The sequence below is a fragment of the Shewanella sp. Isolate7 genome (assembly GCF_022398425.1).
In the GTDB taxonomy this organism is placed as follows: domain Bacteria; phylum Pseudomonadota; class Gammaproteobacteria; order Enterobacterales; family Shewanellaceae; genus Shewanella.
Map to the genome: position 1 here is coordinate 1 of NZ_JAKEVJ010000014.1, position 20607 is coordinate 20607.

General features: G+C 54.4%; 17 protein-coding genes. 6 read left to right on the forward strand and 11 right to left on the reverse strand.

From position 1 onward, the window contains the following. The first annotated feature begins 33 nt into the window (after positions 1 to 33). The 3 genes from L1D47_RS04940 (at position 34) to L1D47_RS04950 (ending at position 3555) form a co-directional block, all read left to right on the forward strand. Positions 34 to 2448 (forward strand): S8 family serine peptidase, encoded by a 2415-nt coding sequence (locus tag L1D47_RS04940; protein ID WP_239882803.1) that lies wholly within the window; start codon positions 34 to 36, stop codon positions 2446 to 2448. A gap of 101 nt (positions 2449 to 2549) precedes the next feature. Continuing rightward, positions 2550 to 2954, forward strand: coding sequence for a VF530 family protein (locus tag L1D47_RS04945; RefSeq protein ID WP_239882804.1), 405 nt, complete (start codon positions 2550 to 2552; stop codon positions 2952 to 2954). A gap of 142 nt (positions 2955 to 3096) precedes the next feature. After that, positions 3097 to 3555: an Atg14 domain-containing protein gene (locus L1D47_RS04950; protein ID WP_239882805.1), complete on the forward strand. Its 459-nt coding sequence runs from the start codon at positions 3097 to 3099 to the stop codon at positions 3553 to 3555. A 54-nt stretch (positions 3556 to 3609) separates the two neighbouring features. Here the strand turns inward: L1D47_RS04950 and ribA are convergent, their stop codons facing one another. The 6 genes from ribA to rssA form a co-directional block, all read right to left on the reverse strand. Continuing rightward, the gene (ribA, locus tag L1D47_RS04955) at positions 3610 to 4227 is read right to left on the reverse strand and encodes a GTP cyclohydrolase II (protein WP_041509436.1); all 618 of its coding nucleotides are present in this window, start codon (positions 4225 to 4227) and stop codon (positions 3610 to 3612) included. A gap of 246 nt (positions 4228 to 4473) precedes the next feature. Then, positions 4474 to 4830 (reverse strand): YibL family ribosome-associated protein, encoded by a 357-nt coding sequence (locus L1D47_RS04960; RefSeq protein ID WP_041509435.1) that lies wholly within the window; start codon positions 4828 to 4830, stop codon positions 4474 to 4476. 169 nt (positions 4831 to 4999) lie between these two features. Then, on the reverse strand, positions 5000 to 5476 hold the full coding sequence (gene nrdG, locus L1D47_RS04965; protein WP_239882806.1) for an anaerobic ribonucleoside-triphosphate reductase-activating protein: 477 nt from the start codon (positions 5474 to 5476) through the stop codon (positions 5000 to 5002). Positions 5477 to 5671: 195 nt separating this feature from the next. Continuing rightward, entirely contained in the window at positions 5672 to 7789 is a 2118-nt protein-coding gene (gene nrdD, locus L1D47_RS04970; RefSeq protein WP_239882807.1) for an anaerobic ribonucleoside-triphosphate reductase, read from the reverse strand. Positions 7790 to 8039: 250 nt separating this feature from the next. Next, complete coding sequence (locus L1D47_RS04975; RefSeq protein ID WP_239882808.1) at positions 8040 to 8735, reverse strand: hypothetical protein; 696 nt, start codon at positions 8733 to 8735, stop codon at positions 8040 to 8042. Positions 8736 to 9165: 430 nt separating this feature from the next. Next, positions 9166 to 10113 carry a patatin-like phospholipase RssA gene (rssA, locus tag L1D47_RS04980; RefSeq protein WP_239882839.1) on the reverse strand — a complete coding sequence of 316 codons (948 nt, stop codon included), beginning with the start codon at positions 10111 to 10113 and terminating at the stop codon, positions 9166 to 9168. A gap of 216 nt (positions 10114 to 10329) precedes the next feature. Between rssA and L1D47_RS04985 the strand changes: the two genes are divergently transcribed. The 3 genes from L1D47_RS04985 to L1D47_RS04995 all read left to right on the forward strand — a co-directional run bounded on the left by L1D47_RS04985 (position 10330) and on the right by L1D47_RS04995 (position 13034). Continuing rightward, positions 10330 to 11673, forward strand: coding sequence for a DEAD/DEAH box helicase (locus L1D47_RS04985; RefSeq protein WP_239882809.1), 1344 nt, complete (start codon positions 10330 to 10332; stop codon positions 11671 to 11673). A 340-nt stretch (positions 11674 to 12013) separates the two neighbouring features. After that, positions 12014 to 12454 (forward strand): DUF3010 family protein, encoded by a 441-nt coding sequence (locus L1D47_RS04990; RefSeq protein WP_239882810.1) that lies wholly within the window; start codon positions 12014 to 12016, stop codon positions 12452 to 12454. A 76-nt stretch (positions 12455 to 12530) separates the two neighbouring features. After that, on the forward strand, positions 12531 to 13034 hold the full coding sequence (locus L1D47_RS04995; protein ID WP_239882811.1) for a YgjP-like metallopeptidase domain-containing protein: 504 nt from the start codon (positions 12531 to 12533) through the stop codon (positions 13032 to 13034). Positions 13035 to 13113: 79 nt separating this feature from the next. Here L1D47_RS04995 and L1D47_RS05000 read toward each other — a convergent pair whose 3' ends face one another. The 5 genes from L1D47_RS05000 to L1D47_RS05020 form a co-directional block, all read right to left on the reverse strand. Beyond that, positions 13114 to 14370 carry a peptidoglycan DD-metalloendopeptidase family protein gene (locus L1D47_RS05000; RefSeq protein WP_239882840.1) on the reverse strand — a complete coding sequence of 419 codons (1257 nt, stop codon included), beginning with the start codon at positions 14368 to 14370 and terminating at the stop codon, positions 13114 to 13116. A 245-nt stretch (positions 14371 to 14615) separates the two neighbouring features. Further along, entirely contained in the window at positions 14616 to 17672 is a 3057-nt protein-coding gene (locus tag L1D47_RS05005; RefSeq protein ID WP_239882812.1) for an SMC family ATPase, read from the reverse strand. Continuing rightward, positions 17669 to 18811 (reverse strand): exonuclease SbcCD subunit D, encoded by a 1143-nt coding sequence (locus L1D47_RS05010; RefSeq protein ID WP_239882813.1) that lies wholly within the window; start codon positions 18809 to 18811, stop codon positions 17669 to 17671. Before L1D47_RS05010 ends, L1D47_RS05005 begins: the two co-directional genes overlap by 4 nt. Positions 18812 to 19143: 332 nt before the next feature. Then, positions 19144 to 20004, reverse strand: coding sequence for a glutathione-dependent disulfide-bond oxidoreductase (gene yghU / locus L1D47_RS05015; protein ID WP_239882814.1), 861 nt, complete (start codon positions 20002 to 20004; stop codon positions 19144 to 19146). A gap of 235 nt (positions 20005 to 20239) precedes the next feature. Beyond that, the gene (locus L1D47_RS05020) at positions 20240 to 20563 is read right to left on the reverse strand and encodes a hypothetical protein (RefSeq protein ID WP_239882815.1); all 324 of its coding nucleotides are present in this window, start codon (positions 20561 to 20563) and stop codon (positions 20240 to 20242) included. Between the last annotated feature and the right edge of the window lie 44 nt (positions 20564 to 20607).

Consider the following 20607-nt stretch of genomic DNA (forward strand, 5'->3'; position numbering starts at 1 on the left):
TTATTAATTCTAACTTTTAAAATGGAAGACAATATGACAGTTAAAAAGACAACTGCGGTCGCTATGTCTTTGTCTGCGCTTGCCTTGGCAATCGCAGCAAACGTCAATGCGGCGCCTTCGAAAGGACTCCACCTTCAGGCGGATAATGCCCGTATCAATCAAGCATCTCCCCTGCCTAAGCGCTATATCGTCAAGTTTAAGAATGCCCAGGCCGCCGCACAAGCCGATGTCAACAGCCTGAATGATTATCAGCCTAGAGCCAACGAAGTCTTCTCTCAGCATAGAGCGCTGAACAGCGTGAAGGCCAAGCAGATGAAGCGCATCGGTCGCTCAAACGCATACTCGGCTCAGCTGGATAGCAAGGGCGTTAAGGCCCTGAAATTGCGTGCCGACATCGACTATGTTGAAGAAGATATGCCGCGCCGTCTGCTGAGTGAAACGACGCCTTGGGGTCAAACCTTCGTAGGCGCCACCAGCCTAAGCGACAGCATGGCCGGCAACCGCACCATCTGTATCATCGACTCGGGTTACGATCGCAGCCACAGCGAGCTAAGTGGCAACAATGTCACGGGTACCAACAACTCGGGCACAGGCAACTGGTATGAGCCAGGCGCCCACAACGCGCACGGTACTCACGTAGCCGGCACCATTGCCGCTATCGCCAACAACGACGGTGTTGTCGGTGTGATGCCAAACCAAAACGCCAACATCCACGTGGTGAAAGTATTTAACTCTGACGGTTGGGGTTACTCATCTTCACTGGTTTCTGCGGTTGACACCTGTGTCAATAACGGCGCCAATGTCGTCACCATGAGTCTGGGTGGTTCTCAGTCAACCACGACTGAGCGCAACGCACTCGCGGCTCACGCCAACAACGGCGTGCTACTGATCGCCGCTGCCGGTAACGACGGTAACAACACGCACAGCTACCCAGCATCATATGACGCCGTAATGTCTGTTGCCGCGGTAGACAACAACAAAGATCACGCTGCCTTCTCTCAGTACACCAACCAGGTTGAGATCTCAGGCCCAGGTGAAGCAATTCTTTCGACTGTCACACGTGGCGAGGGTCGTCTGGCAAACATCACCGCAGGTGGTCAGTCATACTTCGACAATGGTGTGGTTCCTCATAACCGCTATGTGAAAGACAGCAGCGGCAACTATGTCGGTACACCTATCGCAGGTTCTGTCACCGCCGAGCTGGCCGAGTGTAGCGTATCGGGCGGTGTATTTAACTGTGGCGACATGACAGGTAAGGTTTGTCTGGTTGAGCGTGTTGGCAATCAAGGCGCCAGCTACCCAGAGATCGACGCGGTTAAGGCTTGTAACAATGCCGGCGCTCAGGCGACCATCGTGTTCAGTAACACGGCACTGCCAGGTCTGCAAAACCCCTTCCTGGTTGACACCAACAACGAAGCCCCAATGGTTTCTGTTTCTGTCGATCGCGCCACTGGTCAGGCACTGCGTGCTCACCTAGGCACCAATGTCACTGTGGCTAACACTAGTGGTGAAGATTACGAGTACTACAATGGTACCTCTATGGCGACGCCACACGTATCGGGTGTTGCAACACTGGTATGGAGCTACCACCCAGAGTGTAGCGCCGCCCAGGTGCGTGCTGCGCTGACCGCAACCGCTGAAGATCTGGATGTAGCGGGTCGCGACGACAAGACTGGTTATGGTCTGGTTAACGCGGTTGCAGCCAAAGAGTACCTAGATGCTTCTTGTAACGGCCCAACCGATCCGGGTACGGGCGGAAACGGTAGCAACGTGCTGGAAAATGGCGTGGCTAAGACCAACCTGTCTGGCGTGAAAGGCGACGAGCTACACTTCTCAATCGAAGTACCAGCAGGTGCCAGCGATCTGAACTTTGCCATGAGCGGCGGTACCGGTGATGCTGACCTTTACATGCAGTACGGCGCGGCCCCTACCCTGAGCAGCTACGACTGTCGTCCTTGGAAAGGTGGCAACAGCGAGTCTTGCCCAGTGAGCACACCGCAGGCAGGTACCTACTATGTGATGGTGCAAGGTTACAGCGACTTTAGCGGTGTCAGCCTGACGGCTAGCTACACAGAGCAGAGCTCTGGCGGCAACACTGGCGGCGCAGCCACCTACACCAACAACACCAGCTATGCGATCCCTGACAACAACTCTGCTGGTATCAGCAGCCCAATCGATGTCACTCGCAGCGGCGACTCTGGTACAGTCACGGTAACGGTAAACATTACTCACACCTATATCGGCGACTTGCAGGTTGAACTGCACAGCCCAAGCGGTCAGGTAGCCGTGCTACATGACAACAGTGGCGGCAGCGCAGACAACATCATCAAGAGCTACACAGTCGACATGTCTGGCGTTGAATCGGCCGGCACCTGGACACTGAAGGCCGTAGATAGCGCCCGTCGCGACACAGGTACTATCGATGCATGGCAGCTTAGCTTCCAGTAAAGGCATAAAATAAACAGGGGACCTCAGGGTCCCCTTTTTTATCGAAAACGCCATGAATAAGCTGATATAATGAGACAAAATTTTTTGACTCATTCATCACCATGACCCAGGCGAATAATCCATTACACGGCATCAAACTCGAAGCCTTACTCACCGACCTTGTCGACCACTACGGCTGGGAAGAGCTGGGTAGACGCATCGACATACGCTGCTTTAACCACGACCCTTCCATCAAGTCCAGCCTCAAGTTTCTACGCAAGACCCAATGGGCCAGAGAAAAGGTCGAGCGCCTCTATCTCAAGATGATTGGCGAGCCTATTCCGCAGCACCTTCGCGGTGACGCCGGTCGTAATACCGAGGCACCACGCGCTAGCGGTACCCAGGATTCTGGCAGATCCAGACCAACAAGCCATCAACCCACAAGAGAGCAGCCCACGAAAGACAAGGCTGAAGATGAGAGTTCAACGGGCGTGAATCAACACATTTGGGGAAAAGGCCAGGACTAAGCTAGAAAAGAAGCCAGCGAATTTCACCGAAAAAGTGAATCCTATCAGCGTATTCATGCAGGAATTAACTTAAGCTTTGCGCCTGCCTGCCGATATTCTGGCTAGGCATCCTCTTAGTCGTAATAACCAGGAAGGTTAGCAAATGAATGTGCTCGGTATAAATCCCTTAGGCGCCCAAAGCGCCGGTCCTACAGACTTAAGCTTTATCGAAGTGCGTAGCACCAATGCCCCGCAAGCGCCCCAAGTTCAAAACGCTCAGTCTCAGCCAGTGACCGATAAGGTCAGCCTGTCCGAAGAGGGCCGTCAGGCGCTCGCCGATGCGACAGGCAAGGCGCTGCGTAACAACGATGCGGCCAAGGCAGCTAACGCGCAAAAAGCGGAGCAAGAAGTGGATGAAGGCCAATCTCAGATAGACAAAAAGATTAAAGAGTTAAAGCAGAAACTCGAAGAGTTAAAACTCGAGCTCCAGGCCCTTCAAGGGGATGATTCCGAAACCGCGAAACAAGCGCGCAAGCAACTACAAGATCAGATAGCCGTTCTCAGCAATCAGCTGATGTCGCTGCTCAGCGCTAAAGAGAAACAGGATCAATCGCAAGGGTAACGAAAAATAATCACACCATGGCGACAGGTTAAGGCGTCGCCATGGCGAAAGAGGTTAATTTTGATGTTCTTCGGTGAAGTGATATTCAGACATCATATGACCCAGCTCGGTCGACTTGGTCTTTAGATAGGCCTCATTGTAACGATTCTTACCTACCTGCAGAGGCACGCGCTCGATAACCGCTATACCTAGCTCTTTCATCGCCTTGACCTTGCGGGGATTGTTGGTCATCAGCTTCACCTGCTGCACACCAATCTTCTCCAGCATGGGCTTGATCATGTCATATTTGCGCATATCGGCGGCAAAGCCCAAACGCTCGTTGGCCTCTACCGTGTTGGCGCCTTGATCTTGCAACTCATAGGCACGGATCTTATTGAGCAGGCCTATGCCACGGCCTTCCTGACGCAGGTAGAGAATAAAGCCCTGACCCGCCTCGGCGATATTTTGCATCGCGGTTTGTAGCTGAAAACCACAATCGCAACGCAGACTAAACAGGGCATCACCGGTCAGACACTCGGAATGAATTCTGCCCAACATGGGCTGGCTCGCATCTAACTCGCCAAAGGTGAGCGCCACATGTTCTTTGCCCGTCTCTGTATCTTCGAAACCATGCATGGCAAATACTCCCCAAGGCGTGGGAAGTTTAGAGGTGGCGACATACTTAATCGACATGAAATAACCTTTACAACTCGCTCTGTCTGAGATGCGAATGAAGAATGAAAACCAGGTGGAGGAACTCTCCCCTTTCTCAGACCGAGCATTCTATGTGTTTTTGCCTAACAGTGAAATACCCGAGTATTAAAATCGGATATTGCTTCACCGCAACCGCTTCGGCTTATTAGGATACGCTCTGAGCGGCGACAAGGCTATGAAGTCGCTCACGCCGCCATCAAAATCCTTTATGCTTTATCCTCGGTCTTAAAAGGCCTTAGGTGCGTATCCTGTTACCTGAGTCAATCCCATCTGACGACCCAGCGCCGTCATGGGATGCACGACTATCAAACCCTTCACCGAACGCTTGAGCTTACCCATATCGGCCTGCTCGGCCTTGGTCAGCGCACGGCTAAAGGCAAGTTCACTCAGCTCGGTGCCGCGTTTGTTCAATTGGCGGCTCTGTTGCTGTTTGACATGGGTAATTTGCTTAGTTACCGCATTGATCTCTTGCTTAAATTGCAAAATCACCGCCTGATCGCCGCGCTTCTCCGCCGCATCTAATTTACGACGATACTTGTCGAGACGATCGTTCAACTGCTGTAACTCTTGCTTTAAATTCATTAACTTGCCTTAAAAATCTCGCGAATACACAAATGCCACTCGGTTAAAAATAGGCAGCATTTGCCAGTTTGGCGAACATTATACCACTAATGAGGAAGGTGCGAACAAGTCATCTGGCGCAGGCCGCGCCAGCGTCTTGGGGCCTGTTTATTCGTTTTTGGCGTAAAAATCAGCGCTGCTTTTGGGTAAGATAGTGGATCACCTGGTTGCTGCTGCCGCGAAACACCAAGCTAGGATCGGCTAAATCACGCTCAAACTTGCCATCCACCAGCACATCCACATAGGCGACAACGGCTTGTTGCGCCAGGCTGAGTTCATCAAGCCTATAGCCAGTCCATAACCAGATATCCTTACCCTTGCACTCCTGTCTGACTCTTCTCACCAGGGTGAGTATGGTGTCGAGGTTACCCGGATGCAGCGGGTCACCACCGGAGAGCGACAGGCCGCGACGTTTGATGCGGGTATCATTGAGGTCCTCGATCACCTGCTCGAGCATCTGCTCATCGAACAGATGGCCCGAGTCGGGATGCCAGGTCGATTGGTTGTAACAGCCCCGGCACTGATGCTCGCAGCCCGAGACAAACAGGGTTGCTCTGGTACCTGGGCCATTGACCACGTCGATGGGAAAATATTGATGATAATTCATGTGTCTCTCATGCAAAGATAGCTAGGGCCTGTTGACCTTTTGAGAACAAATTTTGTTCTAATTGAGCACGTTCAAATCGCGGCATGAGGCTTGAAGTATAGTTATTCTATATAAAAGCCGAGTAACAAAGCGTTGAACGTGCTCAAGACGAACCCTGCAAAAATGAACGCGAAAGATAAACGGGCCCTCTTCTCGTTAGAGGTGCTTCACCCGGCGTTTAACTTCTTCCTGCTTACCATAGTTAAAGGGTCTGGCATCTGGGCTGCCCAGATAACCACACACGCGGCGGGTCACAGAAACCCGGCTCGGCTCATGGTTGCCACACTTAGGACAGGTAAAGCCTTTGCTGGTACAGCTAAACTCGCCGGTAAAGCCGCAGTCGTAACACTCATCAATCGGCGTATTGGTACCATAGTATGGCACCCGACTGTAACTATAGTCCCACACATCCTCCAGCGCCTCGATGTTGTGCTGCATGTTGGGGTATTCGCCATAGCAGATGAAGCCACCGCTGGTGAGCGCCGGATAGGGCTGCTCGAAATCCAGCTTATCGTAAGGATTCACCTTCTTCTCCACATCCAGGTGGAAGCTATTGGTGTAATAGCCGCGGTCCGTTACGCCATCGATCACCCCAAAGGCCTCGGTATCCAGCTTGCAGAAGCGACTGCACAGGTTCTCGCTCGGCGTGCTATAGAGGCTGAAGCCATAGCCAGACTCTTCGCGCCAGCGCACGGTAGCCGCCTTGAGATGCTCGATAATGGCAAGGGCCTTATCTCTGAGCGCCTCGCTGTCATACACATGGGTCTGGCTACCATAGAGCGCATTGATGGTCTCATGCAGGCCGATATAACCCAGGGAGATAGAGGCGCGACCATTTTTAAAGATGCCGCTGATCTCATCGTCGGCGCGCAGACGGACGCCACAGGCGCCTTCCATATAGAGAATTGGTGCGACTCTGGCCTTCACACCCTGTAGACGCTCGATACGAGTGTCTAGGGCGCGGCGAGCCACCGCCAGACGCTCATCAAGCAATTGATAGAAGCGGGTCTCGTCGCCCTGAGCCTCGATAGCGATCCGCGGCAGGTTCAGGCTCACGACCCCCAGGTTGTTGCGCCCCTCATGCACCAGCTCGCCTTCCTCCTCATAGGTGCCGAGGAAGCTGCGACAGCCCATTGGTGTCTTAAAGGAACCGGTAACCTTCTCGACCTGTTCGTAGTTGAGGATATCCGGATACATGCGCATCGACGCGCACTTGAGCGCCATCTGCTTGATATCATAGTTGCAGTCACCGACCTTGTGGTTAATGCCGTCGCGAATGGCAAACACCAACTTAGGGAAGACGGCCGTCTTACGGTTCTTACCCAGGCCTGTCATGCGCACCTTCATCATAGATGACTGAATCAGGCGCGACTCCCAAGAGGTGCCCAGGCCGAAACCGAAGGTCACAAAAGGTGTCTGGCCGTTGGCGGTGTGCAGGGTATTTACCTCATACTCCAGCGACTGGAAGGCGTCGTGACACTCCTTCTCCGTCTGCGCCGTGGCAAAGGCCTTGGCATCTGTGATCCCCCAGGTCAGCGCGACCTGATAATGCTTGTCGTAACTCTTGGCAACGAAAGGTGCCAGCACCTCATCGATACGGTTGATGGTGGTGCCGCCATAGATATGGCTAGCCACCTGGGCAATGATCTGCGCCGTCACTGCAGTGGCGGTGGAGATTGACTTGGGGGTTTCGATCTCGGCGTTACCCATCTTGAAGCCGTGGGTCAACATGCCGGCCAAGTCGATCAGCATGCAGTTAAACATGGGGAAGAAAGGCGCATAGTCGAGATCGTGATAATGGATCTCACCGGACTCGTGGGCCGCCACCACATCTTTTGGCAGAATATGGCGTGTGGCATAGTGCTTGGCGACAATCCCCGCCAGTAGATCCCGCTGAGTCGGGATCACCTTAGAATCTTTGTTGGCGTTCTCATTCAGCAGCGCGGCATTGCTCTGCTCCACCAGACCACGGATCTCGCGGTTGAGGCGACTGCTCAACTCACGATGGATATCCCTGTCATGACGATACTCGATATAGACCCTGGCGAGTCGCTTGTAGGGGCCTTCCATCAACTGGTTTTCGACCGCATCTTGCAGATCATGAATATCCACCTGCTCGAGCTCTGCCACCGACTGGCGTACTTGTAGGGCCACCTCGGTGGCATAGGCAACATCATCAATACCTGCCGAACTTGCAGCGGCAATCACTGCATCCCGAATCCTTGTTTCGTCAAAAGGCGTGCGGTAACCATCCCGCTTAATAACCACTGGCATTGTTCAATATCTCCTCAAGTAACGGCCAAATTAACACCATATATAGTGTTAATATAGACGACGAACACAATATGTAGCGCATTAAGCTACAAGTTAGGCTCAAGTACCTTGATCCAGATCATTAATTTGCGGATGGATTTTTTTAACACAAGATTACTGCCAACTGAGCCACTTATCGTCAAAACTGGCCTTGACCCAGCCGGCAAAGGGAGCTAGATGCGGGATAAAAATGGGACAAACTGTGAATAAGTTACGTAATTCTTTTAGATAGTGACAGATAACGCTGTAGTTGCCCGGAAGCCTGTTGCGAACTTCCTGAGGCAGACGCCAATTGCATGGTCGACTTGAGTCCTTGCCACATCGCCTTATCGTTCTGGGTCAGCCCGTGTTCCCCCTGAACAAACACCGCCAGTTGCGCCGACACCCGCGCCGCCTTCTGGTTCAGCCCCTGACTATCGAGGCTGTCCATCTGCTTTAGCACAGACTCGGCGTCATCGAGCATGGCGATCATCACGCTATCGGGCTTACTCTCCTTGAGTTGCGATCGCTGGCTGGCAATAAAGTCAAGCAGCGAGGGCTGTGACGCATCCCCCCTTGGGATCTCAAAGCCTGCCTGACCCAGGCGATTGAGCTGATTTTCCGACAAGATGCCGTCCTGATGCAGGCGCTGAATTAACTTAGGAATGTCGCCAAGACCAAATTGCCCCTTGGAAAAGAAATCTTTGGCCATCGCCTCTATCTTTTGCGCCCGCTGTGCTCGTGGCGAGAGAAACACCGCCTCCTGTGGGATCTCTGGTCCACCAGCTTTTGCCTGGGGGCCCTGGTGGGACAGCGTCACCTTGTCGCTGGAAGATGAACTATCGACATCTGGGGTGTCTGTCTGGCCATAGGTGTTGGCGATCAGGTTAGCTTGTGAACCCGTAATGGCCTGGCTAATTGAATTCATTGTCAATTTTTCGACTGCTGCATGAAATATCCAAGCAAGCAGCAAAAACCAGGCCAGAGATAACCTATGTCCGAAATAACCTAAGTCTAAAATAAATCAGGTTAGAGAAAACCCGCGTCACAGAAAACCTGGGGCACAGAGAACCAGAGGCGCTTATTTAAAAGCTAGGGCCTGTTTATCTTTCGCGTTCATTTTTGCAGCATTCTGTATCGCTTTTATACAAGGCAGAGCGATTGCAATGTAGTGCACTACATCAATGAGCGATAACGCAGTAGAAAAATGATACAGACGCTGCCCGCAGGGTTCGTCTTGAGCACGTTCAACTCCTTGTTACTCGGCTTTTATATAGAATAACTATACTTCAAGCCTCATGCCGCGATTTGAACGTGCTCAATTAGAACAAAATTTGCTCTCAAAAGGTCAACAGGCCCTAGTGACTCTCCAGCTCATCGACTCGGGCGCGGATAATATGGGCCACCTGCTTCACCGCCTCCTGCCCCGCCTCGATAGCCTCGCCGGCGCGGTGAAACTCCATGGTACCTATCTCCATCACGTTAGGGGTGATCAGGATATCCGGCGGATCGCCCATCAGGCGTACTCGCTTGTGGCGCTGCTCCAGGATATCCATCGACTGCGACATTACAGCCAACATCCCGGGCTCGCTACGATTACCTAGGGAAAACTTATCAGTCAGCCCGCTGACATAGTCTCTTCCCCTTGCCAGGAGATCCATGAAGCCGCTCTCCAGCTCCTTCTCGGCTTTCACCAGCTCAGCTTCGCTGGCCTTCACATCGGAAGAGATGGCCACAGGTAACTGTTGTTGGCGCGTCTTCCTGTGTGCATTGAGATCTACGGCGATCACCAGATCAACCCCCATGGCACGACTCACAGACACGGGAACCGGATTGACCACGGCGCCGTCCACCAGCCAGCGGTCGCCGACTCGCGCCGGTGGTAAGATCCCCGGCATAGAGCAGGAGGCGCGCACCGCATGACGCAGATTGCCCTGCTTAAACCAGATCTCCTGCCCGGTATAGAGGTCGGTTGCCACCGCGGCGAAAGGCATCTGCATCTGCTCGATGTCCAGGTTGCCGATATGCTGCTGCATCACGTCAAACACCTTCTCGCCACCAATCAATCCGCCCTTGCGCCAACTGAGATCCATCAGGCCAAGCACGTCCCAGCTGGAGAAGCTGCTGACCCAGGCCTCTAAATCCTCAAGATTATCCTGCGCATAGGCCGCGCCCACCACGGCGCCGATAGAGCAGCCTGCCACCTTATTGGAAAAAATCCCCATGTTCGCCAGCTCATTTAGCACCCCAATATGGGCCCATCCCTTAGCCGCGCCACTCCCCAATGCAATGCCGATATTCGCCATCTTCTCTACTTCTCTCCCTGAGACGCGATCTGCCTTAACCACGCCGCGCCGTATGTTGTCTTTGTTTTCATCATAAGCCAAAGCGCGCTCGGGCACAGCCCGTGACACTAAAAATTAATCTCGGCATTCGGCTGACAAATCGGTATCGCGCAAGTCATGGCTGAATCGTGCTTAGCGATGTATAATGCGCGCCTATCTATATTTTGGAGCACAGCATTGCAATTTTCAGATTTTTCACTCGATAAACGTCTACTGACCAGCCTTGAACACATGGGCATCGACACGCCGACCGAGATCCAAACGCAATCGATCCCCGTAGGCTTATCGGGAAGAGATCTCATGGCATCGTCTAAGACGGGCTCGGGCAAGACCCTCGCCTTCCTGTTGCCAGCAATGCAGCGCGTCATCGCCACCAAGGCCCTCAGCAAGCGCGACCCCAGGGTCTTGATTCTGCTGCCCACTCGAGAGCTGGCCACTCAGGTCTACAGTCAGCTACGACTGCTTGTGGCTAACACCCAATATAAGGCGATCAAGATCCTCGGCGGGGAAAACTTTAACGACCAGGCCAAGGCGCTGGCCAAAGACCCTCACTTCGTGGTGGCCACACCCGGCCGCCTGGCGGATCACCTGGCCCAGCGCCACCTGTTCCTCAACGGACTCGAACTGCTCATCTTGGATGAGGCCGACCGCATGCTGGATCTGGGCTTCGCCGAACAGCTAAAGGCGATCAACCTGGCCGCCGATCACAAGCGTCGCCAGACCCTGATGTTCTCGGCCACACTGGATCACGGCCAGATCAACGAAATCGCCGCCGAGCTACTCAAAGAGCCGGAGCACGTGGCCATCGGCGCCTCTCACGTAGAGAACCAGGATATCACCCAAAAGATCTACCTGTGCGACAACCTCAGCCACAAGGAGCAGCTGCTCACCCGCCTGCTGCAGCTCGAGCCGCACAAACAGGTGATCATCTTTACCGCTACCCGCGGCGATACTGACCGCCTGGCAACACTGCTGGCCGAGCAGGGCTTTAGCACCAGCTCCTTAAGCGGTGAACTGAAACAGGCGGCGCGCAACCAGATCATGGATCAGTTCAGTCGCGGTCAGCAGCAGATTTTGGTCACCACAGATGTGGCCTCTCGCGGACTGGATCTGCTCAACGTCTCCTTGGTGATCAACTTCGACATGCCAAAATTTGCCGAAGAGTATATTCACCGTATCGGCCGCACCGGTCGCGCCGGCGCCAAGGGCGATGCTATCTCCCTGGTGGGACCGAAAGACTGGTTCAACTTCAAGCAGGTACAAAACTTCCTGCAGAAACGTTTCGAATTTAGCGAGCTTGAGGAGTTAGCGCCTACCTTTAAGGGTCTAAAAGACAAGCCCAGCCAGAACAAGCGTCAGGGTAAGAGTCATGCAAAGCCTAAGGCCAAGACGACCAAGGCTAGCCGCAGCGACAAACCCAAGCAACAGCGAGATAAACGCTTTATCACCGGCGTCGATGTAGGAGATGCGCCTATGCTGCGCAAACCCAAGTCGAAACTGCAAGATACGCCGGAAGAGTAAGCATCAAGGACTGAACTAGTACACGTAAGCGAGTAGACATAGGCGAGTACAAATAAGCTATTACGAATAAGCTATTACGAATAAGCGGCCACCTAAGGCCGCTTTTTAATGCCCTGAGCCGCTCACATCAGTTCCCCTCTAGAGCAGCTTTCCCTGACCTGCGTCCCTGACTTGCTCCCCTATCCAGCTTCCCATGACGCTCCCGGTGGAAACGGCGCCAAGTCGCAAGATTTAAACCGAGCATTAGCTAAGTGAGGCGATTTTCACATAACAACTAGTGCTCAATCGCAGCAATTAAGGTTACAATAGCGCCCATTGATTTTTTTATATTAGGGTTATCATGAGAGTTTGTGGCGTTGAATTAAAAGGTGGCGAAGCCATCATCTGTTTGTTGAGCTATGAGGGTGAGACCTTTAACATCCCTGATTGCCGTTCTCGCTCACTGACCATCTCTAACTCGGCCAGCACAGAGTCGATCAAAGAGTTCCACTTTGCCTTCAGTAAGCTGATGCAAGACTACAAGATCGACGAAGTCGCCATCATAGAGCGCGAGCAGAAAGGCAAGCTGGCAGGCAGCGCCACCAGCTTCAAGATGGAAGCAGCCATTCAGCTTTGCGGCCTGCCGGTACACCTGATCTCACCGGTCAACATCAAAGAGCAGCTCAAGCGCAATCCGCCCATGGTCGATTTCGACGGTCTGGACTTGAAGCGTTTCCAAAAGAGCGCCTTCGAAGTAGCCTACTGCTACCAAAACAAGTGCATCTTTACCAAGAAAGACTAAGCATCTTGCCGGGTCACTGCGCCCGGCTATCTCTTCGACCGCGACGTCAACGTCGCCAGCTAATCAGCACCTAGTTATGTCATCACTGCCCTATCTACAAGGCTATCGACCCGAACTCATCAGCCAGGTCAATGAACTCATCGAGACCAATCGACTGAGGACTGTGCTCGAGCGCCGTTACCCAGATAGCCACGCTATTCGCAGCGACAAGGCCCTGTATGACTACACCATGGCGCTGAAGAACCGCTACCTCAAGAAGTCATCGCCCCTAAGCAAGGTGATATTTGACGATAAGATCACCCTCAAGAAACAGACGCTGGGGCTGCACAGCTATGTGGCCAAGAATCATGGTGGCAAGACCAAGTCGAAGAATGAGATCCGCATCGCCGCCAGGCTCAAGGAGGTCCCCGAGCCCCTGCTGCGCATGGTGGTGGTGCACGAGCTGGCGCATCTTAAAGAGAAGGATCACAACAAGGCCTTCTATCAGCTGTGCTGCCATATGCAAGGCGACTATCATCAGCTGGAATTCGATCTGCGCCTATGGCTCACCATGCTGGATCTCGAGGCGCAACAGGCCTAGCCTGACAGCTCACGGCCATAAAAAACGCTACAAGATGTGGCATTTTTTTGTGTCTAATCTTTTTATGTATAAACCGAGCTTAACTCTGACCCATCATCATCTGGCGCACCTTGACCAGCTGGGCAAACTCATTCATCTGTTTCTTCGACAGCTTACTCGCCATGGGGATATTTGCCTTCATAGGATCCACCGGACGGCCATTGATATGAAACTCATAGTGCAGATGTGGCCCAGTGATACGGCCCGTCTTACCCGACAGGGCGATCACCTGTCCGCGGGACACACGTTGACCCTTATGTACCAAGGCCTTAGAAAGATGCAGATAGCGGGTGCGGTACTTGTTGCCATGATCGATCACCACATATTTACCCGCATATCTATGGTCGGTCACCAAAGAGACGATGCCATCACCGGGGGCGATCACCTTAGTGCCGACAGGCGTGGCAAAATCGGTACCATTATGGGGCGCGGTGCGACCCGTCACCGGATGGTGACGATGGCGGTTGAAACGCGAACTGATACGGTAATTTTTCTGTAGCGGAACACGCTGGAAGGCGCGCGCCAGGCTGCGGCCCTGCTCGTCATAGAAGTTGCCATCGCTGTTTTGATAGGCGTTAATCTTGCTGCGTCCACGCTCAATGGTGACGGCTAAAATATCGCTGTTGCCCGTGACTTCCCCATCGATATATTGATCGCTCTTAAGTACCGAGAATCGGTCGCCTGCACGCAGATCCCGGGCAAAATTAAGCTTCTCTTTCAGCAGGGTCTCGATGCGTTGGATCTCGCCGGCATTGAGGCCGATACCTTGGGCCGACAGATAGAAGGAACCTTGGATCTCGCCGCTTAGGGCCCTGTCCTGCCAGATCCCGTCGATGTTGATCTCATCGACACTGAAACCACCCTCTTCGTAACGGCTAAACACCACCTGGCGCGCCGCATTAAAGTAAAGTTCAAGTTTCTCCAGCTGGCCCGAGTCGTCGAGCCAGAAACGTATTATGTTGCCGGGCTTTAGGGTATCGAGAGCCAGGATATTGAGATCCGCCTCCAATACCTTGTACATGGTCTGCTGATCGACATTGGCCTCAACAAACAGGCCGCTTAGGGTATCGCCGGACACGATTGTCTTTACAAAATCCGCTTGAGATACGGTTTCGACCGTTTCATCGCTCAGGTGCAGGTTAGTCACCAGAGATTCAATATCCAGCGCCACGGGAATGCGTTGTGGCAGCGCCTGTTTTTGGCTCGGCCACAACAGTGCCGCGCCCACAACCAGGCCCGCCGCCAATAAGATCTTTTTGTGAGGCGCGGGTAACGCCATGATACGGGATTGAGACATGCTCAAAAAAGAAATTTTACCTGCGCGCAACCTGTGCCTCATTTTTCATTATTATGCTTTTCATTAGACCCCAAAACCCCATAAAACATGGGGTCGATGCCAAGTTATATCAAAAATAACGGCATTTACAAACCGATCGACAACACAATTTAATGGAATAAATAGAGGTTTTCGGCCGCCAAACAGACAAAAAAACTAAAAAGGTGCTGAAAAGCCAACCAATATCAGCACCTTCTTAATTTCGGCTAAGGTAAAACTAATTTAATTTCGCTGCCCTCGGCGCTCTTGTGGATATCGATGCGGCTAGTGATCTGCTCCTTCATCTCGGTGACATGGGAGATCACTCCCACCATGCGCCCGGCCGATTGCAGATCCATCAGGGTCCTGATGGCCAGCTCAAGAGAATCCTGATCCAGGCTACCGAACCCCTCGTCGATAAACAGGGTATCTAACTTGATACCACCGGCGTAGGCCTGCACCACATCCGACAAGCCAAGGGCCATAGACAAGGCCGCCATGAAGCTTTCGCCGCCGCTCAGGGTCGCCACAGATCGCACCTTGGCCGTGTAGGCATCTTCGACCTCAAGCTCCAGGCCTGAGGCCTTATTGCCCTTGGCCCGCTCCTCCTTGCGCAGCAGGCGATAGCGCCCCTTACTCATCAGCTGCAACCTGTGACTGGCTTCTAGCAAGACATCGTCCAGCAACACGGAAAGCACGAAGCGCTGCAGGCTGATCTTGTTACCCGTATTGCCGTTGGCCACATCGGCAAGGGTGCCTACCACGGCATATTGCTGCTCGAGCGCATCGGCCTTAAGGTCCAGCGCCTTGAGCTGCTCCTGAGTTTGACTGAGCTGCGCCGCCCTGGCACTCAGCTTCTGCCACTGCGCCAACGCCTGCTGCATCGCCTGCTGGGCATCCATTTTCTGCTGCTCGAGGACGGCGATATCCGGCGCCTCACAGCCCGATAACGCCTGGGTTAACTGAGACAGATTGGCTTGATGTGTGATTAGCGCCTGCTCGAACGCCTTTATCTGGTTTGCCAGCTCGCTCTGCTCTGCCTCTGTCAGGCAAGCCTGCTCAAAGTCAGCAACACACTCAAACTCTGAGGTGTCGAGCGCCTGTTGGAAGCTCTGAGTCTCCTGCAGGGCAAGCGCTTTGATGTCCTCAAGACGACCGCTGGCCGCCTCCAGTGAGGCCTTGGCGGCGGCATTGTCTTGCTCCGCCTTGGCGTGCGCCGCCCTCACCGCTTGCTGACGTGACTTAAGCTCTGCGATGGTTTGAGTGAGCTCGGCAATGGCCGCGCCGACCGCCGCCGCATCGCTGAAGCCCTCGGGAATGGCCGCGCTTATCTGCTGATGCTGTCCCTTGTCGCTGGCCAACTGTTTGTCCAGCTTGGCATAATGCGCGCGCGTCTCATCCAGCACGGTTTGTAACTCACGCCCCTGGCGCTCACTGCTCTCAATCTGAGTATCTAACTCGCCAAGCGATGCCTGTGCCGCCTTGGCCCGTTCAAACGAATCGCCGAGATCTACAAGTCGCGCCTGATGTTGCTCGAGCGACAAACCTGCCGCCTCGCCAAGCTCCTGCGCAAGCTGAGTCGCGCTCTGCTGCAGACTTTGCAGCGATTGCTTGAGCAGCTTAAAGTCACTGCGAGCCTGGTGCAGCAGCGTCAGCGCGTCGCTCTCTGCCTGTTTGGCGCTCGCCAGCGCCTCATCGCTTGGCAGGTCAAACTCGCCCATGGCAGGCTCTGGGTGTTCCAGGCTGCCGCAGACAGGGCAAGGCTCGCCCGGCGCTAACTCTGCCGCCAGGCGCGCGGCCTGACCGCGATGCCAGCTAAGCTCCAGGCGTTTGTGCTGCTCTTGGGCCTGTAGATGCTTATCGGCCAACTCGCTGCCGGCGGCCTTTGCCGCCGTGAGTTTCTGCTCAAGGGTGTTTATCTCAACTTGCTGCTGCTGCCAACGCTCAAACACCTTGAACTGGGCGCGCGCATCGCTAAGCGCCTGCTGCATACTCAGCAGCGGCTCGGCCTCACGCTTAAAGGCATCACGACGACTGGCCATCTCCTGGCGGGCCTGATTCAGCTGTTCCAGCTGCTGGGCGCTGCGCTTACCACTGGTCTCGGCCGCCAGCATCTTGGCCTGACCATCCGTAAGCTTCTGGCTCAATTGGTTAAGCTGCTCAAGCTGAGGAGTCAAAGCCTCGAGCTGAGTCAGACGCTGCTGCTGGCTCAATTGCTCCTGCTCAAGCTCACCCAGTCGCTCAAATGCCTGCCTGCTCTGCACTAATGCCTGCTCGGCACTCGCTTGGGCCTGCTGGCACATCTCTAGATGCCGGGTGGCGCTTTGTTGCTCGCCGAGGCGTGACTGCATCGCCCGGAACAGGGGGCTTAGACTATTTGCCCGGCCCGCCGCCTGCAATCTCTGCTGCCACTGGGTCGCCTCGACCTGACGGGCCTTCAAGGCTTCACCCTCGCTCCGCAATTGCTGCAAGCGATTAAAATCGCCCTGTAACTTCAAGCCCTGGTCCAGATGCTGATTGGCCGCCAGCAGGCTCTGCTCGCTCTGCTGCTTTTGTGTCTGGGCAAGTGCCAGCTCGGGCGCGATACTCTCAAGCTCGTCCGCCAGCGCCTGGTCGCTCTCAAGCGAAGCGCCTTCTAAGATACCGCCGCGGCGATTACGCATCGCCTCGACGTCGCGTCGAATACCGGCCGCCTGCTGTTTGAGTCGCTCCTCGATGCGGCGGTAGATGTGGGTCTGAAACAGCTGGCTGAAGATCTTCTCTCTGGCCTTGGAGTCGGCCATCAAGAGCTCGCGAAACTTGCCCTGGGGCAGCACCATCACCTGACGGAACTGATCCACATCCAGGCCGGTTAACTGCTCTATCTGATGGGTGGCGTCAGACACCTTGGCCGCCACCAGCAGGGTCTCGCTGCCATCCGTGTCGAAGCGGCTCAGCTGGGCCTCGCTCTTTTGCAGCGTTACCCCGTCACCACTCTTCTTGGCTCTAGGCTGCTCGGGCACACGGCGAATCAGGTAACGGGTCGCCCCCAGTTCAAACTCGAAACTGACCTGAGTGAGCCTTTGCTCATCGGCCATGTCGCAGCGCATCTGAGTGCCTTCTCGCTCGTCCCCCGTGGTCTTGCCATAGAGGGCGAAACAGATGGCGTCGAGAATCGTCGTCTTACCCGCGCCAGTGGGGCCGTTGATCAGAAACAGCGGGTTGCTACCAAGCGCGGCAAAATCTATGGTCTGCTCATCGGCGAAGGGCCCGAAGGCGGTCATGGTCAGTCGCAGTGGTCTCATCGCTCCGCCTCCCCTTTGTGTAGCTCATCCAGGGTCTGGGTGAGCAGCTCAAGCTGCGCGTCATTGAGCGGGTCGCCAGAGACCTGAGTGAAGAAATCTTTAAACATCTCAAGCTCACCCTTCTTAATATGGTCTGATGCGATGGCCAGCTGCTCGTTATTGGCCATCAGGCCGGTGCGCTCCAGATGCAACACGTTGGGGTAGACGCTCCTGAGCTTGCCCATGGCATCCAAGATGGCATGTTTGTCGAGCAGGCGCACCATCAGATAATCTTCGCGGCCGGGATCTTTCACACCTTGCTTTAGTAAGTCATCGAGCGCCCCCTCTATGATGCGCACATCTCGAAGTGGGGAGAGTGGCAGCAGCGTCATGCTCGCCGGGCTGCCCGAATTCAACTCCACCAGGGTCACCGACTTGTGCTGATACTGCTCACTAAAGGAGTATTTGAGGATGGAGCCCGAATAGCGCACCTGCTCCGCCCCCTTGTATTGGGGACCATGAAGGTGACCGAGCGCCGTGTACGCGAAGGACTCGAAATGTTTGGGCGAGATCTTGTCCGCCCCGCCGATACTCAGTGGCCGCTCCGAATCCGACTCGCTGCCGCCATCGAGGAAGCAGTGGCCTATCACCACCTTAGGCAATCCCTGACTGTCGTGCTCGTGTACCTGCTTAAGCAGCTCGACCATCGCCGCCTCATGGCTGCTGGCCTCGCAATCGAGTATCTGCCTGACGCTAGCAGGCTCGGCATAGGGCAGCGGATAGAAGATGGCATCGCCACCCTCGCCGCTCAAGCGTATGGGACATACCTGAGCGCCCAGCGGGCCTATGATATGCAGGCCACTGGCCTGCATCTGACGCGCGGCAAATCCGAGGCGCTCATGGCCATCATGGTTGCCGGCGATCATGATGACGCTGATCCCTAAGGCGATAAATTCGTTGAGCACCTCATCGAGCAGGGCCACCGCGTTGGCCGGCGGCACGGATCTATCATAGATATCACCGGCGACAATCAGGGCGTCGACCTCATGGGTCTTAGCCAGGGAGACTATCTGATCGAGCACATGGCGCTGGTCGTCGAGCAGGCTCTGATTATGCAGCTGACGGCCGATATGCCAGTCTGAGGTATGGATAAATTTCATCTTTTCTCGTTTAAAAATGAGGAGGATAGGAGCGAAGCCATTGCTGGCTATAGTAAGAAATGTCACCCCATTAGGCAATGCAGGCCTGTATCTGTATCACTTTTCTACCGCGTTATCGCTCGCTGTTCTAGTACATACACAACAATCGCTCTTCCTTGTACAAAATCGATACAGAATGCAGCAGAAATGAACGCGCAAGCTCAACAGGCCGTAGGACTCTGTTTACCGCAGATAGAAAAGATAAATAGATAAAGAGATAAGAAGATAAAAAAGACCCACCTTAAGCGGTGGGTCTTTTCAGTATTGCTAACTCATATTATCAAGCGTGTGCGTTACTTGTCGGGCGTCATGGCCAGCACGGCGTCGATATCGGCGCCGCTGTGACGCTCGGCCAACAGCTCCCAGGGCTCTCCCCAGGTGCGATTGACGATGCGGCCACGGCGCACCGCCTCCCGTGAGGCGATCTGCTCTGCCCAGCGCTTAAGATGCACATAGCTATCGACATCGAGGAACTCGCCAGCATCATAGGCCTGACCCAACACCAAGTTGCCATACCAGGGCCAGATAGCCATGTCGGCGATGCTGTACTCATCCCCGGCGATATAGGTGTTCTCGGCCAACTGCTTATCCAGCAGATCCAGCTGGCGCTTCACCTCCATGGAGAAGCGATTGATGGGGTATTCAAATTTTTCCGGTGCATAGGCATAGAAGTGACCGAAGCCGCCCCCCAGGTAAGGCGCGGAACCCTGTAGCCAGAAGAGCCAGTTGAGCACCTGAGTACGCTGTGGGCCGCTCTCTGGTAGGAAGTGGCCAAATTTCTCCGCCAGATAGAGCAAGATGGCGCCCGACTCGAACACGTTAACCTCGGTCTCGCCTGAGGTGTCCAGCAAGGCGGGGATCTTAGAATTGGGATTGACTGCCACGAAGCCGCTGGAGAACTGGTCGCCCTCACCTATCTGGATCAGATAAGCGTCATATTCGGCATCGGCGCCGAGGGCGAGTAACTCTTCGAGCATGATGGTGACCTTCAGGCCATTGGGGGTAGCCATGGAGTAGAGCTGCAAGCCATGCTCGCCTCGGGGCAGCTCGGCTTCATGACGGGCACCCGCGGTGGGTCGATTGATACTGGCCCAGGTACCGCCATTTTCGCTGTCCATGGTCCACACTTTCGGGGGAGTATAGGTTTCTGACATACTGCTTCCTTTATCTTATTCGTTTGCGCCCCTCACTCATTCTGGCCTTGCCTGTGGGAGCCTGATAGCTTCCCTATCTATCTCGGGGCGATTGAGTTCAATTTAAACCCTTGTAGGGTCAATTGGATAGAACCTTTGGCTATAGCGCCAAGAAAAAAGGCATGAAAGAAAACTGGCACTTAACCGCAGCAACCTTGGCATGGCGAGCGTAACGATATTATCGCCTAGGCAAGAATCAAGCCGGGTCTGTATCAGACTCGCCAGCCTGCTTTGTCTGATACCTCTCCAAGATACCGCTGCGGGCCAGCCCCCGATGCACGTTGCGGCACAGCTTGGCGAAACGACTCACCTCACCCAATAAGGGCTTTTCTCCCTGCTCGAGGGCGCTTTCCCAATAGCAGATCTCGCTGTCGACCAGCTCGAGTAACTTCTTAGGACAGCCGATACAAGACCCCTTGGGCCCACAGACGAAGGTCTCTGGCTCATTTAGCGGCATGGTGTGCCTGACCTCTTCGATCAGCTGCTGCATGGCGGTCGCGCTATCTGGCTTATGCGTCATGGGCTTCGATATCTCCCACCGAACCAAAATAAAAGTGAGGCCAC

Coding starts and splice junctions, on each gene's coding strand:
- L1D47_RS04945 (WP_239882804.1), top strand. CDS start 2,550: ATGACCCAGGCGAATAATCCATTACACGGCATCAAACTCGAAGCCTTA.
- L1D47_RS04960 (WP_041509435.1), bottom strand. CDS start 4,830: ATGAATTTAAAGCAAGAGTTACAGCAGTTGAACGATCGTCTCGACAAG.
- nrdG (WP_239882806.1), bottom strand. CDS start 5,476: ATGAATTATCATCAATATTTTCCCATCGACGTGGTCAATGGCCCAGGT.
- L1D47_RS04940 (WP_239882803.1), top strand. CDS start 34: ATGACAGTTAAAAAGACAACTGCGGTCGCTATGTCTTTGTCTGCGCTT.
- L1D47_RS05020 (WP_239882815.1), bottom strand. CDS start 20,563: ATGACGCATAAGCCAGATAGCGCGACCGCCATGCAGCAGCTGATCGAA.
- L1D47_RS05010 (WP_239882813.1), bottom strand. CDS start 18,811: ATGAAATTTATCCATACCTCAGACTGGCATATCGGCCGTCAGCTGCAT.
- L1D47_RS04995 (WP_239882811.1), top strand. CDS start 12,531: ATGTCATCACTGCCCTATCTACAAGGCTATCGACCCGAACTCATCAGC.
- ribA (WP_041509436.1), bottom strand. CDS start 4,227: ATGTCGATTAAGTATGTCGCCACCTCTAAACTTCCCACGCCTTGGGGA.
- yghU (WP_239882814.1), bottom strand. CDS start 20,004: ATGTCAGAAACCTATACTCCCCCGAAAGTGTGGACCATGGACAGCGAA.
- L1D47_RS04950 (WP_239882805.1), top strand. CDS start 3,097: ATGAATGTGCTCGGTATAAATCCCTTAGGCGCCCAAAGCGCCGGTCCT.
- L1D47_RS05005 (WP_239882812.1), bottom strand. CDS start 17,672: ATGAGACCACTGCGACTGACCATGACCGCCTTCGGGCCCTTCGCCGAT.
- nrdD (WP_239882807.1), bottom strand. CDS start 7,789: ATGCCAGTGGTTATTAAGCGGGATGGTTACCGCACGCCTTTTGACGAA.
- L1D47_RS05000 (WP_239882840.1), bottom strand. CDS start 14,370: ATGTCTCAATCCCGTATCATGGCGTTACCCGCGCCTCACAAAAAGATC.
- rssA (WP_239882839.1), bottom strand. CDS start 10,113: ATGGCGAATATCGGCATTGCATTGGGGAGTGGCGCGGCTAAGGGATGG.
- L1D47_RS04990 (WP_239882810.1), top strand. CDS start 12,014: ATGAGAGTTTGTGGCGTTGAATTAAAAGGTGGCGAAGCCATCATCTGT.
- L1D47_RS04975 (WP_239882808.1), bottom strand. CDS start 8,735: ATGAATTCAATTAGCCAGGCCATTACGGGTTCACAAGCTAACCTGATC.